This is a genomic window from Streptomyces abyssomicinicus (genome assembly GCF_008974245.1).
GTDB lineage: Bacteria > Actinomycetota > Actinomycetes > Streptomycetales > Streptomycetaceae > Streptomyces > Streptomyces abyssomicinicus.
This window is the reverse complement of the sequence record NZ_BBZI01000013.1, coordinates 84868-98813: the sequence shown is the minus strand read 5'-3', so window position 1 is coordinate 98813 and position 13946 is coordinate 84868. Positions and strand designations below refer to the sequence as shown.

Annotated in this window: 13 protein-coding genes; 7 read left to right on the top strand and 6 right to left on the bottom strand. The window is 75.0% G+C overall.

Annotation, left to right across the window (positions count from 1 at the left end; all coding sequences use genetic code 11):
- The first annotated feature begins 161 nt into the window (after nucleotides 1-161).
- Entirely contained in the window at nucleotides 162-728 is a 567-nt protein-coding gene (locus tag GBN72_RS29655) for a L,D-transpeptidase family protein (RefSeq protein WP_151775038.1), read from the top strand.
- A 104-nt stretch (nucleotides 729-832) separates the two neighbouring features.
- Here GBN72_RS29655 and GBN72_RS29650 read toward each other — a convergent pair whose 3' ends face one another.
- From GBN72_RS29650 to GBN72_RS29640, 3 genes are all read right to left on the bottom strand, one after another.
- A complete protein-coding gene (locus GBN72_RS29650; RefSeq protein WP_151775037.1) occupies nucleotides 833-1336 on the bottom strand; it encodes a lamin tail domain-containing protein in 504 nt (167 codons plus the stop codon).
- Between the two features lie 111 nt (nucleotides 1337-1447).
- Nucleotides 1448-2473 (bottom strand): SEC-C domain-containing protein, encoded by a 1026-nt coding sequence (locus GBN72_RS29645; RefSeq protein WP_151775036.1) that lies wholly within the window; start codon nucleotides 2471-2473, stop codon nucleotides 1448-1450.
- A 233-nt stretch (nucleotides 2474-2706) separates the two neighbouring features.
- Entirely contained in the window at nucleotides 2707-3300 is a 594-nt protein-coding gene (locus tag GBN72_RS29640; RefSeq protein ID WP_151775035.1) for a hypothetical protein, read from the bottom strand.
- Between the two features lie 1450 nt (nucleotides 3301-4750).
- Between GBN72_RS29640 and GBN72_RS29630 the strand changes: the two genes are divergently transcribed.
- Nucleotides 4751-5080 carry a hypothetical protein gene (locus GBN72_RS29630; RefSeq protein WP_151775034.1) on the top strand — a complete coding sequence of 110 codons (330 nt, stop codon included), beginning with the start codon at nucleotides 4751-4753 and terminating at the stop codon, nucleotides 5078-5080.
- Nucleotides 5081-5118: 38 nt separating this feature from the next.
- On the opposite strand, the gene GBN72_RS29625 is transcribed toward GBN72_RS29630, so the two are convergent.
- Both GBN72_RS29625 and GBN72_RS29620 read right to left on the bottom strand, forming a co-directional pair.
- On the bottom strand, nucleotides 5119-5610 hold the full coding sequence (locus GBN72_RS29625) for a heme-degrading domain-containing protein (RefSeq protein WP_151775033.1): 492 nt from the start codon (nucleotides 5608-5610) through the stop codon (nucleotides 5119-5121).
- Entirely contained in the window at nucleotides 5607-6686 is a 1080-nt protein-coding gene (locus tag GBN72_RS29620) for a Gfo/Idh/MocA family protein (RefSeq protein WP_151775032.1), read from the bottom strand. The genes GBN72_RS29625 and GBN72_RS29620 overlap by 4 nt, the downstream gene beginning before the upstream one ends.
- 333 nt (nucleotides 6687-7019) lie before the next feature.
- On the opposite strand from GBN72_RS29620, the gene GBN72_RS29610 reads away from it, so the two are divergent.
- The 5 genes from GBN72_RS29610 to GBN72_RS29590 all read left to right on the top strand — a co-directional run bounded on the left by GBN72_RS29610 (nucleotide 7020) and on the right by GBN72_RS29590 (nucleotide 11231).
- The gene (locus tag GBN72_RS29610) at nucleotides 7020-7643 is read left to right on the top strand and encodes a hypothetical protein (protein WP_164540948.1); all 624 of its coding nucleotides are present in this window, start codon (nucleotides 7020-7022) and stop codon (nucleotides 7641-7643) included.
- Between the two features lie 238 nt (nucleotides 7644-7881).
- Nucleotides 7882-8661: an HAD-IIA family hydrolase gene (locus tag GBN72_RS29605; protein WP_151775030.1), complete on the top strand. Its 780-nt coding sequence runs from the start codon at nucleotides 7882-7884 to the stop codon at nucleotides 8659-8661.
- 171 nt (nucleotides 8662-8832) lie between these two features.
- Nucleotides 8833-9432, top strand: coding sequence for a hypothetical protein (locus tag GBN72_RS29600; RefSeq protein WP_151775029.1), 600 nt, complete (start codon nucleotides 8833-8835; stop codon nucleotides 9430-9432).
- Nucleotides 9429-10076, top strand: a complete 648-nt coding sequence (locus GBN72_RS29595) for a class F sortase (protein ID WP_151775028.1) — start codon at nucleotides 9429-9431, stop codon at nucleotides 10074-10076. Before GBN72_RS29600 ends, GBN72_RS29595 begins: the two co-directional genes overlap by 4 nt.
- Before the next feature lie 126 nt (nucleotides 10077-10202).
- Entirely contained in the window at nucleotides 10203-11231 is a 1029-nt protein-coding gene (locus GBN72_RS29590; RefSeq protein WP_151775027.1) for a glycoside hydrolase family 6 protein, read from the top strand.
- 60 nt (nucleotides 11232-11291) lie between these two features.
- On the opposite strand, the gene glxA is transcribed toward GBN72_RS29590, so the two are convergent.
- On the bottom strand, nucleotides 11292-13238 hold the full coding sequence (gene glxA / locus GBN72_RS29585) for a radical copper oxidase GlxA (protein ID WP_151775026.1): 1947 nt from the start codon (nucleotides 13236-13238) through the stop codon (nucleotides 11292-11294).
- Nucleotides 13239-13946 lie beyond the last annotated feature (708 nt).

Below are 13946 nucleotides of genomic sequence, written 5' to 3'. Positions count from 1 at the left end.
GCCCGCCGGCCGGGGCTCAGCGACGTGCGCGCGGGGCGCGTACGGACGGTGGGCTCCTGCCGTCCGGGTGACTGCCCCCGTCAGGCCTTCCGTGATGGGCCGCGCGGTGCCGATGCTGCGGCGGACGGCCGGTGAGGCGAGGAGCGGAAGGCGGGATCTCGGTGGCGACGGGGACGCGGTGGGTGCGGGGGATCTGCGGGGTGTCGGTGGTGCTGGCGGCCGCAGCGGGCGCGGCGGCGGTGACGGGGACGGCGGGGGCCTCGGCCGCGGCACGCCCGCAGGTCACGCTGGTGTTCGACAAGAACCCGGCGGATCCGGGCCGCTCCACGCTCACCGTTTCGCGCGACGGTGAACGGCAGGCCCGGTACCGGGCGGGCTCGGGGGACGGGAGCACCGACGACTGCGCGGCCGGCCGGGGATGGCTGCCCGACGGGGACTGGCGGATCGTGCTCAAGGACCGGCGCTTCAAGGGCGGCAAGGTGCGCGGGTACGGGATCCAGCTGGGGAACATGCGGTGCGCCGGGGGCACGGTGACGAGGACGGAGATGTTCGTCCACTCGGAGATGCACCGCGACGGCGGCCAGGGCGACACCGAGCCCCGCCGGTGGGACGGGGAGGAGGACTACCTCTCCGACGGGTGCGTGAAGCTCCGGCCGGAGGACATCAAGGACCTGTTCGCCCGGCTCGACGACCTCGGATGGCCGGAACGGCTGAGGGTGATCGCCTGAAGGGGATCGTCTGCGGGTGACCGCCTGGGGTCGGACGCACGGCGGCCGCGCTCCCCCCTCCGGAGGGGGGCAGCGCGGCCGCGGGTGACAGGGCCGGAGGACGGTCAGCTGTGGAAGCCGATGTACCCGTTCCGGTCGCCGTCGTGCGCGCTCCGGCTGTAGGCGTGGGAGTCCGAACCCGGACCGGACGGCTTGTACAGGTAAATCGTGTCCTTGTCGTTGTTCCACATGAAGTTGCAGTTGCCGCGGTAGACGACGTTCTTCGCGTCGGAGTCCGTGCCGTTGCCGCCGCGCAGGCGGACGTAGTCACCGGGCTGGAGCGAGTGGGAGGCCGTGAAGGTGAACCTGTTCCCTGCGGCGTCCTTCACGACGTATCCCCTGAGGTTGATCGTCGCGGTCTTCGAGTAGTTCTTCAGCGTCAGGTACTCCTGGGCGGTGTTGCCCGACGCGCAGCTGTTGCGGTCGGTGCCCGGGGCGTCGTACTGGACGCCCCGGATCTTCAGCGCGGAGCTGTACTCGGCGGCCTGCGCGGGAGCGGCGGTCAGGACGCCCAGCGAGACGGTGGAGACGGCGGCCAGGACGGCCGCGCGCGTGGTGGAACGGCGCATGAGGATTCCCCCCTCGGTCGTGCGGGTGCAGCGAGGGCAGGAGTCTATGGTGCGTGAAGATTGTGTGACGGACTTATGAAGTTTTTGGTTGTGTGGCGGCCCGCGCCCCGTTCAGCCGTGCTGCCCGTGACAGGTGGTGTACGGGTTGCCGGAGCCGCACCAGCAGGGGGCGGCCGGTTCCGGCGGCCAGGCGAGCGCGCGGCCCCGGGCGGCCAGGGTGGTGGCGTACTGCGGGAGCAGGGTCGCGTCACCGGGGGAAGCCGCCTCGGAGGCGGCGAAGGCCTCGTAGGAGGGGACCGTGCCCGAGACGATGCCCAGGTTCGGGGTGCCGGAGGCCGCCAGCTCACGGAGGCTGGCCTCTATGGCGGCCACGTGGGCGGAGTGGGAGGGATACTCCTCGGCCAGCTCCGGGTAGGCGGCGAGCAGTTCGTTCAGCTCGCGCTCCGGCCAGTGGAGCACCGCGACGGGGAACGGCCGGGAGATCTCCCGGCGGAAGGCCCCCAGCTCGGCGTGGAGCCGCGCGATCTCGGCGGCGAGCTCGCGCGGGTCGGAGGAGCCGAGGGACCAGACCCGCTTGGGGTCGTGCAGCTCGTCCAGGCGGACGGCGGACGAGGCGTCGTGCAGACGGTCGGCGAGCGAGTCCCAGGCGTCGTGGTCCGCGCCCAGCATCCGGCGCACCCGGTGCCGGCCGTAGAGAAGGGGGCGGGTCGCCGACGTGGGCTCCTGCGAGTCACCGATCAGCAGGTGGGCGCCGTCCGTGAACGTCTCCTCGGCGGAGTCCAGTTCGTCGTGCGACTCCAGGGCCTCCGCGACGACGACCCACGGACCGGGCGTCGCCGGCCTGGCCGCGCGCACGCCGATGATGATGGCGCGGGCCTCGGCGACATGGTCGTACTGCCACAGGTTGGACGCCTTCAGGGCGCGGACCAGGTGCGGGTCCTCCGGACCGGAGGGCGAGGCGAGCAGCCGGTCGTAGAGGGCGGTGGCGGCGGGCCGGTCGCCGGACAGCTCGTGGTGCGCGGCGGCACGCAGCAGCAGAGCTTCGGCGTCCTGCGGGTAGAGCGCGGCGGCGCGCTCCAGGCGTGCCGCTTCTTCGGTGTGGTCGACGGCGTTCTCTGCGGGCATGTCGGGACGCATGTCCTCACGGTAGCGCCGGGGTCCGACGCGGCGGGCGGAGTGGGGGCACGGTGTCGGCAGCGTCACGGTCGGCGGGCCGCGGTCGCGCGGACGCACGCCACCCGGCGGCCGGGGGGCCGCCGGGTGGCGTGCGCGTCGGTGACGGCTCGGGAGGACGTGGAAGGAGGAGGAGCAGGCGCCCGGGCGGGGAGCCGTACCCGGGTCGGGTCCGGGCGCCTGCGGACCGGAGGACGTCAGAAGTAGGTGACGTCCAGGACGCGGCGCTCCAGCTCGTACTGGACGTACGGGCGGCCGCGCTCGTTGTCGCGGTAGACGACGTCGTGGGTGCCGCGGACGCGGTCGGCGGTGCGGCGGATGTGGTTGACCAGGCAGCGGTTCTCGCGCAGGTCGACCTTGTGGCCGTTGGCGTGGCTGTAGCGGCTGCGGCGGTCGCGGTCGTTGCCCACCTCGGTGCCGTTGACGACGACCACCTGGCAGCGGCTGTCGCGCTTGAGCTTCACCAGGCCGCGGACGGTGTCCTCCTGGATGCCCTGGTAGCTGGTGCAGCGGGAGCGGTTGACGTTGCGACAGTCGCCCGGCGAGACGCGGCGCACGCCCGCACGGTCGAGGATGCGGTCCGCCTCGCGGTCGCTCAGACGGTCACCGGGCCGGGCGGACACGGAGTCGGCCGCGGCCGGGGTGGCGGAGGCGACCGGGGCGAAGGCCATCAGGCCGCCGGCCAGGGCGGTGGCGAGGAGGGCGGCGACGGCCCCCGTGCGCCGGCGGGCCGGCTTGCTGGACGGGGTGGCCTCGGTGGCCGGGGTGAGCTGCTCGGTGGCGTTGCGCACGGATGCGGGTCCTTTCGAACTGCCGTCGCGGTCGCGTCGTGGATCGCGTACGACGGTGGTTTCATCCGGCCGATGACGCTCGACCGGGTGGCTTGGACGCCTCAACACTGCCCCGGCAATTCCGGCGAGTTCTATACTTCCGGCGGGTCAGTTGATTCATGCACAAATCGGCTCCTATGCACGCGGCTGACCAGCGTTCATGCAGAGGAGCGTGGGGGAGGCGCATCAAATGCGTGAGGAACCGGGGCGGAATTGTGGGGAGTTCGCGAAGGCCGGAGTGGCCTCGGGGGCGGCTGCCCGGCTGAAGCTCGCGGCGACGCTGCGGAGTTGGTGGCAGGAGGACCCGGGGCGGGCCACGCAGTCCTCGCTGGCCCGTCGGCTGGGCGAGCGGGGTGTGAAAACCAGCCAGGAGATGCTTTCGCGCTACCTCCACCGGACCCGGCCGACGCTGGCACGGCCGGACGTGATCCGCGCGCTGCACGCGGTGCTGGGACGCGGGGAGGGGGAGCTGGAGGAGGCTCTCGAACTGCACGCCGTGGCGCGGGGGGACGGTGCGGCCGGGGCCGCGGAGGGGCCCGGCGCCGTCGGGGCCTTCGGGGGCGGCGGCGCCGGCGGGTTCGGTGGGGTCGCGGACACGGGCCCGGGGGTGAGGTCCGCGTACCCGGCGGGCGGCGGGGGCGCGTCGGTCGCCCCGCCCGGGCGGGACGCTGCCGCCGTCGTCCCCGGTGACGTGTCCCGACCCGGGGACGGCACGGCGCGGGACGCCTTCCCGACCGCCCAGGCGTTCCCGGCTGCCCAGGCGTCTCCGGCCTTCCGAGCCGCCCCTGCTTCCCAGGCCGCCCCTGCTTCCCCGGCCTCTGCAGCCTCCCAGGCTTCCCACGCCTGCCCGGCTGTCCCTGCGCTCCCCTTCTTTTCGGCTCTTCCGGCCTCCCAGGCCGTCCCTGCTCCTTCGGCCTCCGCGGACTCCCAGACGTTCCCGGCTGCCCCTGCTTCTCCGGCCTTCCCGGCCGCCCCTGGTTCCCCGGCGGCTCCAGCCTCCCAGGCTTCCCATGCCTGCCCGGCCGGGCCTGCCGTCCCGGCTTCCCAGGCCTTTCCGGCCTCCCAGGCCTTTCCGGCCTCCCAGGCCTTTCCGGCCACCCAGGCGTTCTCGGCCTCCCAGGCTTCCCATGTCTGCCCGGCTGTCCCTGCTGCCCCGGACTCCCAGATCCCTCCGGCCGCCCAGGCGTTCCGGGACTCCGAGGACTTCCCGGCCGTCCCTGCTTCTCCGGCCGTCCCGGCCTCTCAGGCATTCCCGGCCTTCCCCGGCCTGACCGGCAGCGGTCCGGCGGTGGGGGTCGCCCGGGGCGAGGGCGCGGCCGTGTCCGCCGCTGCCCATGTCCCCGGCGCGCGCAGCGGGACCGGGACCGGTGCCGGAGGTGGGCCGGCCGGCGGCACCGGGGCGGATGGCGGGGTGGCCGCCGCCCACGGCCCCCGCCCGTACGGGACGGGCGGTGCGCAGGACGCCGCGCACGGCGGGGGCGGCGGCAGTGTGGCCGGTGACCTCGCCCACGGGGCGGCCCAGGTCGTGCCCGGCGCCGCGGCCGGGGCGGGGGCCGAGGCCGCCGCGGCGGAGCTGCGGTGGCGCCGGTGGTCCGCGGTGGTCACCGCGGCCGCCGCCGCGGCGGCCGGCATGGTGCTGACCGCCGCCGTGACGCTGGGGGACGTGCGCGGTGAGGCACGGGTGCAGGCGCCGGTCTGCCCGGTGGCCCCGAGCGGCCCGGCGTCGCCGCAGCCCAGTTGAGCCGAGCGACTCCCGCCGCGGCCGGCGGTCCCGCGCCGTCAGTCGACGACGAGGCCCAGGAAGCGCTCCAGCGCCTCGACGACCAGCGCGTGGTCCTCGGCCTGCGGGAGGCCCGAGACGGTGACCGCGCCGATCACCCCGGAGCCGTCGACCCGGACCGGGAACGAGCCGCCGTGCGCCGCGTAGACGTCCGGGTCGAGGCGGGACGACTCCTCGAAGCTGCGGCCCTTGGCCCGGAACCGGGTGCCGACCAGGAAGGAGGCGTGCCCGTAGCGCATCACCACCCGCCGCTTGCGGTCGATCCACGCGTCGTTCTCCGGCGCCGAGCCCTCCAGCGCCGCGTGGAACAGCTGCTGGCCCGCGCGGTGGATGTCGATCGCGACGGGCGCCTGGCGTTCCCGGGCCAGCGCCACCAGCAGGGAGCCGAGCTCCCAGGCGTCCTCGGTGGAGAACCGGGGGAACACCAGGCGGCGTTCCTGAGCCTCGAGTTCCTCGACGGTCGGGGTGAGTTCGGGAGTCATCCTGGTCATGCCGGCTTCACCGTCCCGCCGTCACGGGCGGACCGGGCGGCCGCCTCCAGCACCGCCAGGGCGTCCGCCGCCTCCAGCGCCGTCACCGGGTTCTCCCCGGCGCCCGTCAGCGCGGCGGCCACCGCGCGGTAGTACGCCGGGTAGTCGCCCGGCAGGGTGGACACCGGCTTGCCGCCGCCGGTCAGCGGTGACTCACCGGCACCGACCGCGCCCCACATGCCCTCCGGCTCGTACCCCCAGCGCTCACCCTCCGAGGCCGGACGCAGGCCCTCGCGCAGCGCGTTCTCCTGCGGGTCCAGGCCGTACTTCACGTAGCCCGCGGTGGAGCCGAGCACCCGGAAACGGGGGCCGAGCTGGGCGGTGGTCGCGGAGGCGTACAGGTGGGAGCGGACACCGCCGGTGTGGGTGACGGCGATGAACACGTCGTCGTCGATCAGCGCGCCCGGCCGGCGCGTGTCGACCTCCGCGTAGACCTGCTCGGCCGGACCGAAGAGGTGCAGCGCCTGGTCGACGACGTGGCTGCCCAGGTCGTACAGGAGACCGCCGAGCTCCGCCGGGTCCGCCGACTCGCGCCAGCCGCCCTTCGGCTGCGGACGCCAGCGCTCGAAGCGGGATTCGAACCGCTGGACCTCGCCGAGGGCGCCGTCCTCGATCAGCTTGCGCACGGTGAGGAAGTCGCCGTCCCAGCGGCGGTTCTGGAACACGGAGAGCAGCAGGCCCTGCTCCTTCGCCAGCGCGGCCAGCGCACGGGCCTCCGCGGCGGTGCCGGCGACCGGCTTGTCCACGACCACGTGCAGGCCGCGGCGCAGTGCCTCGGTGGCCAGCGGGACGTGCGTCCTGTTCGGGGAGGCGACGACCACCAGGTCCAGCTCGTCGGCGCGCGGCCACAGCTCGTCGGCCGACGCGGCGATCCGCACGTCGGGGTACTCGGCGCGGGCCTGGGCGGCCCGCTCGGGGTTGGAGGTGACCACGGTGTCCAGGACCAGGCCCTCGGCGGCGGCGATCATCGGCGCGTGGAACACGGAGCCGGCCAGACCGAAACCGACCAGGGCCACGCGCAGCGGTGCAGTAGTCATACGACCACTCTGGCACGGGGGGTTCCCGCGCTGATCCGGGTGGGGGGTTCCGTACGGCCGTCCGGGTGGCGTGGCGGTGTGTCGGGGGCGCGGGAGCGTGGCGCGGGGAAGGCCACCGGCATGCGACGGTGGGCGGCTGCCGTGGCTCTGGCCGCGGCCGCGGTGGGTACGGCGGCGCCGACGGGACCGACCCCGCCGACGTCCGGCCCCTCCACCACGCCCACTCCCCCCGCCGCGTTCACGGCGTCCGCCGGACCCGCCGCGCTCACGGTTCGCGCCGCCGCGGCGGGGCGGGGATGCGAGGGGGTGGGGAAGGGGGCGCGGGGATTTCCGGTGGTGGCGCGGTTGCGGGGGCCGGAGGCCTACCGGGCGGGCGAGGTCCCACGGGCGTGGGTGCTGGAGCTCACCAACCGCTCGTCGCGCACCTGCGCGGGGCTGCACCCGGTGGTGGTGCTGACCGACGAACGGCGGGCGCTGCGCCCGGCACAGGCGGCGCTGTTCTTCTTCGACGGTGAGCGGCCCCGGGCCGTCGACTTCGAGGGGACGGAACGGGACGAGCTGGTGGGGGTGTTCGGCGAGGAGGGGCGCGAGCGGCGTGGCGACTTCAAGGGGTTCACGGTCGGGGCGGGAAAGACGGTGCGGGTGCGGGTGCTGCTCGCGCTGGCACCGGACGCGCTGTCCAACGAGGTGGCGGCGGAGGCGGTCGTGGTCCGGCGGGCGGGCCGGGACGGGGCGGACGGCGAGTGGGTGGGGCGGTCCGCGGACCCGTACCGGTTCCGGATCCGCGCGGCGGAGGCGGCCGGCGTACGCGGCGCGTCCGGGCCCGCCGCGGAGCGGGACGACCCGGTGCCGTGGGTTCCGGCCGCCGCCGGTGGCGCGGGAGCGGTGGCCCTCGCGGCCGCGGCGGTGTTCGCCGTGCGGCGCGCCGTCCGCCGGGCCGCCCACCGCGCCCCCTGACCTCCCGCCCCCGGCGTACCCGCATCCGGGCATCCGCGCCCTCGCGCCGCCACCCGTGCACGCCCCGCCCCGGGGCCGGCGGCACGATCCCCCGCACAGGGGTCCTCACGTGCGGCGGCGCGCACCAGGGCGGGCGGGCACCACGGCGGGTGCGAACAGCGGCGATCACCTCTGGGCCGGGAGCGGCGGGGCGCATAGGGTGGGCCTCCGGTGGCAGTAGAGGTTCAGGAGGCTGTGGATGTCGGAGCGGAAGCCCATCGAGTCGTGGCTCACCGACATGGACGGGGTACTCATCCACGAGGGCGTCCCGATCCCCGGCGCGGAGGAGTTCATCAAGCGCCTCAAGGACAAGGACCGTCCGTTCCTGGTCCTGACCAACAACTCCATCTACACGCCCCGCGACCTCCAGGCCCGGCTCCGCCGGATGGGCCTGGACGTGCCGGTGGAGAACATCTGGACGTCCGCCCTGGCGACCGCCCAGTTCCTCGACGACCAGCGGCCCGGCGGCACCGCCTACGCCATCGGCGAGGCGGGCCTGACGACCGCGCTGCACGACATCGGGTACGTGCTCACCGACCACGACCCCGACTACGTCGTCCTCGGCGAGACCCGCACCTACTCGTTCGAGGCGATGACCAAGGCCGTCCGGCTGATCAACGGCGGCGCCCGGTTCATCGCCACCAACCCCGACGAGACCGGCCCCTCCACCGAGGGACCGCTGCCCGCGACCGGCTCGGTGGCCGCCCTGATCACCCGCGCCACCGGCAAGCAGCCGTACTTCGCCGGCAAGCCCAACCCGCTGATGATGCGCACCGGCCTCAACCGGCTCGGCGCGCACTCGGAGAGCTCCGCCATGATCGGCGACCGGATGGACACCGACGTGCTGGCCGGCATGGAGGCGGGAATGCGCACATACCTGGTGCTCACCGGCTCGACCGGCAAGGACCAGGTGGAGAACTACCCGTTCCGTCCCTCCGAGGTCGTCGGCTCGATCGCGGACATCGTCGACCTCGTGTGACCCGCCCGGGCGGGGCCACCGCACCCCGCCCCGCCCGGCCCCGGCACCACCCGACACGCGCGCGCTGCTCCGAACGGGCGGCGCGCGCACGTTCGTTCGTGGCATACCCGGCACGGTCCCGATGCGGGACGGCGCGGTCCGGGGGAGCCTCCTGGTAACGGGAGGTTCGTGATGGGTGCACTACGTACGACGCTCAGCTGTGCGGGCGCCGCGGTGGCCGTCGCGCTCACCCCGGTGGCCGGCGGTCCCCACGCGGCGCCCCCGGACGCGGGCGACGACACGGTCGTGAAGGTGGCGCCGACCGCGCCGCGCCCCGGCGCCGACGTGCGGGTGACGGTGGACCGCTGCGGCGGCCGCACCGGCACCGCCGCGTCCGACGCCTTCGTGGCGGAGGCCAGGCTCACCGGTACCGGCGTCGACGGCAGGCTCACCGGGGAGACCCGTGTCCGTTCCGGTGTCCGGCCGGGCGCCTACCGGGTGCGGATCCGCTGCGACGGCGTCCCCGACCGGTTCGCCGAGGTCAGGGTGGCCGGCGTCCGCACCGGCGTGGCCCCGCCCACCCCGCCCGCCGTCTCGCCGACCGCCCCGGTCCCGGCCGGCGGTGGCGGCCTGGCCCGCGCGGAGGCCGAGGCGAAGGCGCAGGAGGACGCGGAGGCCGCCGCTCCCGGGGCCGCGCAGACGGTGACCGGCCTGGTGCTGGCCGGGGTCGCCGCGGCCGTCGTGGTGCTGGTGCCGCGGACCGCCCGGAGGCGACGTGCGAGGCAGCGGTGACGGTGCGCGGCGGACGACTGCTGCCGGTCCTGGCCTGGCTGACGCTGCTCGGCGGCACGCTGGTCTGGGCGGCGGAGCTCACCGACGTCGACCTGCCGCCGCCCTCCGGCCGGCCGGCGGCGGAACCCGCGGCGCCCGCCGCACCGGGGCCGGGTGTCCGTCTGCCCCCCGCCCGGCGGCCGCTGCCGCCGGCCGCGCCCCGGCGGATCGACGTGCCGTCGCTGGAGCTGAGCGCCCCCGTCGTGCCCCGCCCGCTCGACGCGTCCGGCGCGCCGGGGACACCGCCGATGGACATGGCGGGCGCGGTCGGCTGGTGGCAGCGCGGCCCCGCCCCGGGATCGGCCGGCCCGGCCCTGCTGGCGGGCCACCGGGACACCGCCACCCAGGCGGCCGTCTTCCACCGGCTCGGCGAACTGCGGCCCGGCGACGCGATCGACGTCTACCGCGGCGACGGCCGGGCGGCCCGCTTCACGGTGGAGGAGGTGCGGACCCTGGACCGTGACGGCTTCGATGCCCGCACCGCCTACGGGCCCCGCAGACCCGGCCGCGCCGAACTGCGGCTGGTGACCTGCGCCGGCGCATGGGACGAGGCGGTGCGTGCATACACCGCCAATGTGGTGGTCTCGGCCTATCTCACCGGATGAGGTGAACGATGATCCGGAACTTCCGTGTTGGTGCTCTCCGTTGGATTCGCGTGGGTGACAACTGAAATGTCAGGACTGAGAATGGGAACGACAGTGCGCCCAGGGGGGACAGCAGGGGGGAACGGGATGGACGCCATCAGGCGAGCCAGGAGGGTGAGACGGCTGTGCGCGACGGTGCTCGGCACGGCGCTGCTGCTCACGGTCGTGGGCTGCTCCGGTGACGAGGAAGGGGACCGGGAACGGCAGAGGGAGCGGGCGGGGGGCCCGGCCGTCGGGAAGGGGGCGCCGTTCTGGGTCAATCCGAACGGCAGCGCCGCCAGGCAGGTCGAGGCCTACGAGCGGGAAGGCCGGGAGGCCGAGGCCGAGGTCATCCGGCGGATAGCGGAACAGCCTGCGGGCGAGTGGGTCGGCACCTCCGACCCCGAGGGCGAGGCCCGTGCGCTCACCGAGGCCGCGGTGAAGGCCGACCGCAGGGCGCTGCTGGTCCTCTACAACATCCCGCACCGTGACTGCGGCAACTACTCCGGGGGCGGAGCCCTCGACGGCAACGCCTACCGGGCCTGGCTGGAGGGGGTGATGCGCGGCATCGGCGACCGCCCGGCGACGGTCGTGCTCGAACCCGACGCCGTGCTGCACCTGGTCGACGGGTGCACACCCGCCGAGTTCCACGAGGAGCGGTACGCGCTGCTCGACGAGGCGGTGACGCGGCTGAAGGGGCTGAAGAACACCAAGGTCTACCTGGACGCGGGCAACGCGGGATGGGGGCAGCCGGACCAGATCTGGGAGCCGCTCAGGAGGGCCGGGGTGGAGAAGGCCGACGGCTTCGCGGTCAACGTCTCCAACTTCTACTCCACCGCCGACTCCATCGCCTACGGCAAGTCGCTCTCCGCGAAGGTCGGTGGCCGGCACTTCGTCGTCGACACCAGCCGCAACGGCAACGGCCCCTACGAGGAGGGCGACCCCGGCGAGCGCTGGTGCAACCCGCCGGGCCGCGCCCTGGGCGAGACGCCGACGACCAGCACCTCGGACCCGCTGGTCGACGCCTACGTGTGGGCCAAGCGGCCCGGCGAGTCCGACGGCACCTGCAAGGGCGGGCCGAAGGCCGGCGAGTGGTGGCCGGAGTACGCGCTGGCGCTGGCGCGGGCGTCGGGGTGACGGCACGGACGGCGAAGGGGCGGCCCCGCAGTGCGGGACCGCCCCGTCCGTCCGCGGCGCTCAGGGCACCTTCACCCACCGTGCCGTCGAGGGCACCCCGTCCCGGTCGGTGAAGAAGAGCATGTACCAGCCCGGCTGCACCAGGTTCCGGTTCCCGGGCACGGTCACCGTCACCCCGTCGGCCGTCCGCTCCATCTCCAGGGCGATCGACCGCTGGTCCACGTCCGTGACGTGCGTGGAGGCGCTCGGGCGGATGAGCCGCGCCGTCGCCAGGCGGCCGGCGTCCGGGGAGCGGAACGTGGCCGACCCGCCGCGGCGCACGGTGTCCGGACCGTCCTTCACCACCGGCTGCTCGCCCCGGTAGAGGTAGGGCGGCGTGTAGATCTCCACGCGCTGCTCGAAGACGCCCGGCCTGGAGTCGGCCCGGTCCGCGAAGAGAGGGTCGGACCCGAAGAACATCACCCGCCCGTCCGGCAGCAGGATCGATCCCGAGTGATAGTTCCGGCCCACCAGCGGGTCGGCGACCCGGCGGAAGGCGTTCGCGTCCGGGTCGTACAGCCGGGCCTCCAGGATGTCGGAGCCCGACCGCCCCCGGTAGTCCTCCGAACCGCCGGACACCAGCACCGTGTCGTCCGGCAGGATCGAGGACTGCGGGTAGCGGGTGCCGCGGCCGAGCGACGGGCCGTCGGTGAAGCGCGGCTTGCCGGAGCTGAGGTCGACCAGCCGGGTCCGCTCCGTCGACGCGCGCGACTCGCCGACCCCGCCGCCGCCGATCACCAGGTACTTCTCGTCCTGCGCTGGCGGCAGCAGCACGGTGCCGGAGGTCTCCAGCTGGTCCGCGTCCCGCATGCCGGGGATCTTGGTGAACGTGTTGGTCCGCACGTCCCACACGCCGGGGTCGCGGCCCACGTCCGCGGGGCCGTAGCCGGCGTTGGAGCCGGAGTAGAACAGCTTGCCGTTCCGCATCAGGAACAGCGCCGGATAGGTGGGGAACTGACGCTCCTTCTCGGTGTACGTCCACTTCCTGGTCTCCGGGTCGTACACCTCGTTCTTGCCGGGCACCAGCTGCCCGACCTCGTCCAGGCCCGAGACGGAGAGGACCTTCCCGTCGGAGAGCGTGGTGAGCGTCGGGTACCAGCGGGCCTCGCGCATCGGATCGACCTTGATGTACCGCTCGGCGACCGGGTCGAACTCGTAGGCCTCGCGGATCCCCTGGAAGTCCTTCTTGTCCAGGGCCAGCTTCTGGGCGATGCCGTACGTGTTGCGGGCGTCGGCACCCTTCAGGCCCTGGACGCGGTAGTTGTCCTCGGCCCCGGTCTCGTGGCGGGCGCCGCGCCGCTCCGCCTCGACGTACACGCGGCCGAGGCCGGCGTCGTTGCCGAGGAACCTGCCGGTATCGCGGTCGAACCGCTTCTTCGCGCGCGGGACCAGGACCGAGTCCTGGGCGACGAAGGTCTTGCCGTTCTCCTTGCCGGTGAAGCGGGTGCCCGCCTCGATGGTCATCGGCTTGTCGGGGTTCTCGTTGTGCACCACCATCAGCCCGCCGGCCTTGGTGACGTCGCCCTTCAGCTTCTCGTAGCGCTGGGTGCCGCCCGCGATGAGCAGGTTGCCGTCGGCGAGCTGGGTGTGACCGGTGCAGAAGAGGTCGCTCGGGGTGGGGACCTTCTTGACCGTGCCCTTCACCGGGTCCCACACCCGGGTGTCGAACCGCTTGGCGTCGAAGTTCTTCTGGTCGTTGCCCGAGCCGGCGACCAGCAGCACCTTGCCGGTGCGCAGCAGGGCGGCGTGGATGGTGTTCTGGCGGTACCCCTCCGGGAACTCGACGATCTCCCAGCGGCCGTTCTCCGCCTTGTACGCGGGCCGGTCGATCGCGTAGGCGTGGTACTTCTCGGACCCGAAGCGGTACAGCCAGGGGCCGTTGGCGCCGGCCAGGGCCAGCACCACGGCGGTCGTGACGGCGATGCGGCGCACCCTGCGCCGCGAGGGGCTGGGCCGGTTCGGCGTCATCGCCGCGGTCCCTCCTCGTCCGCCGCACGCCGCGTCCCTGCCGCTTCCCCGCGGGCCGGGCCGCCGGTGGCGCGCCCGTCCTCCGCGGGCGGCGCGTCGGCCGGCTCGCGCGGGGGCGCGGTGGCGGCGGGCGGCGCGTCGGCCGGGCCGCGGGTCCGCGTGGTGCCGGTGGCGGACCTGACGTCGACGGGCACCGCGTCGGCGGGCCCGGTGGACGCGGAGGCGTCGGCACTTTCCGTGGCGGCGGCAGCGGTGGGCGCCGCGTCGGTGGACGCGGCCGCGGACCCGCGTGCGGGCCCGGGCCCGGCGTCGGCCGGTTCGGCGGGCGCGAACGCGGCGGGGGGCGCGTCCTGCGGGCCGGAGCCACGGGGCAGCGTGAGCGTCGGCGTGTCGCGCGGGGCGGCCGCCCAGCTGGGACGGCGCGCCGGACGCCGGGCACCCGGCCCCTCCGGATCCGCCCCGGGCCCGGCCCCGGGCCCGTCGCCCGTCTCCGGCACGGGTCCGCTCTCCGCCCCCGGCACGCGACCGGGCGCGGCCGCCGCGACCGGCGGCGCGGACACCTGGGACGGCATCGACGGGGCCGCCCCCGCGGCCGCCGCCCCCACGGCGGCCGGGACCTGGAGCGGCATCGGGCGGGCGTGGGCCCCCGCGGCGATCGGCGGGCGGGCGGCCGACCAGGTGGGCGTCCCGTGCGGCGGGGTCACGCGG

Bases quoted from the DNA above. Each gene is read 5' to 3' on its own strand.
- GBN72_RS29650 (WP_151775037.1), bottom strand. From the start codon at position 1,336: ATGCGCCGTTCCACCACGCGCGCGGCCGTCCTGGCCGCCGTCTCCACC.
- GBN72_RS29645 (WP_151775036.1), bottom strand. From the start codon at position 2,473: ATGCGTCCCGACATGCCCGCAGAGAACGCCGTCGACCACACCGAAGAA.
- GBN72_RS29625 (WP_151775033.1), bottom strand. From the start codon at position 5,610: ATGACCAGGATGACTCCCGAACTCACCCCGACCGTCGAGGAACTCGAG.
- GBN72_RS29620 (WP_151775032.1), bottom strand. From the start codon at position 6,686: ATGACTACTGCACCGCTGCGCGTGGCCCTGGTCGGTTTCGGTCTGGCC.
- GBN72_RS29605 (WP_151775030.1), top strand. From the start codon at position 7,882: ATGTCGGAGCGGAAGCCCATCGAGTCGTGGCTCACCGACATGGACGGG.
- GBN72_RS29600 (WP_151775029.1), top strand. From the start codon at position 8,833: ATGGGTGCACTACGTACGACGCTCAGCTGTGCGGGCGCCGCGGTGGCC.
- GBN72_RS29590 (WP_151775027.1), top strand. From the start codon at position 10,203: ATGGACGCCATCAGGCGAGCCAGGAGGGTGAGACGGCTGTGCGCGACG.
- glxA (WP_151775026.1), bottom strand. From the start codon at position 13,238: ATGACGCCGAACCGGCCCAGCCCCTCGCGGCGCAGGGTGCGCCGCATC.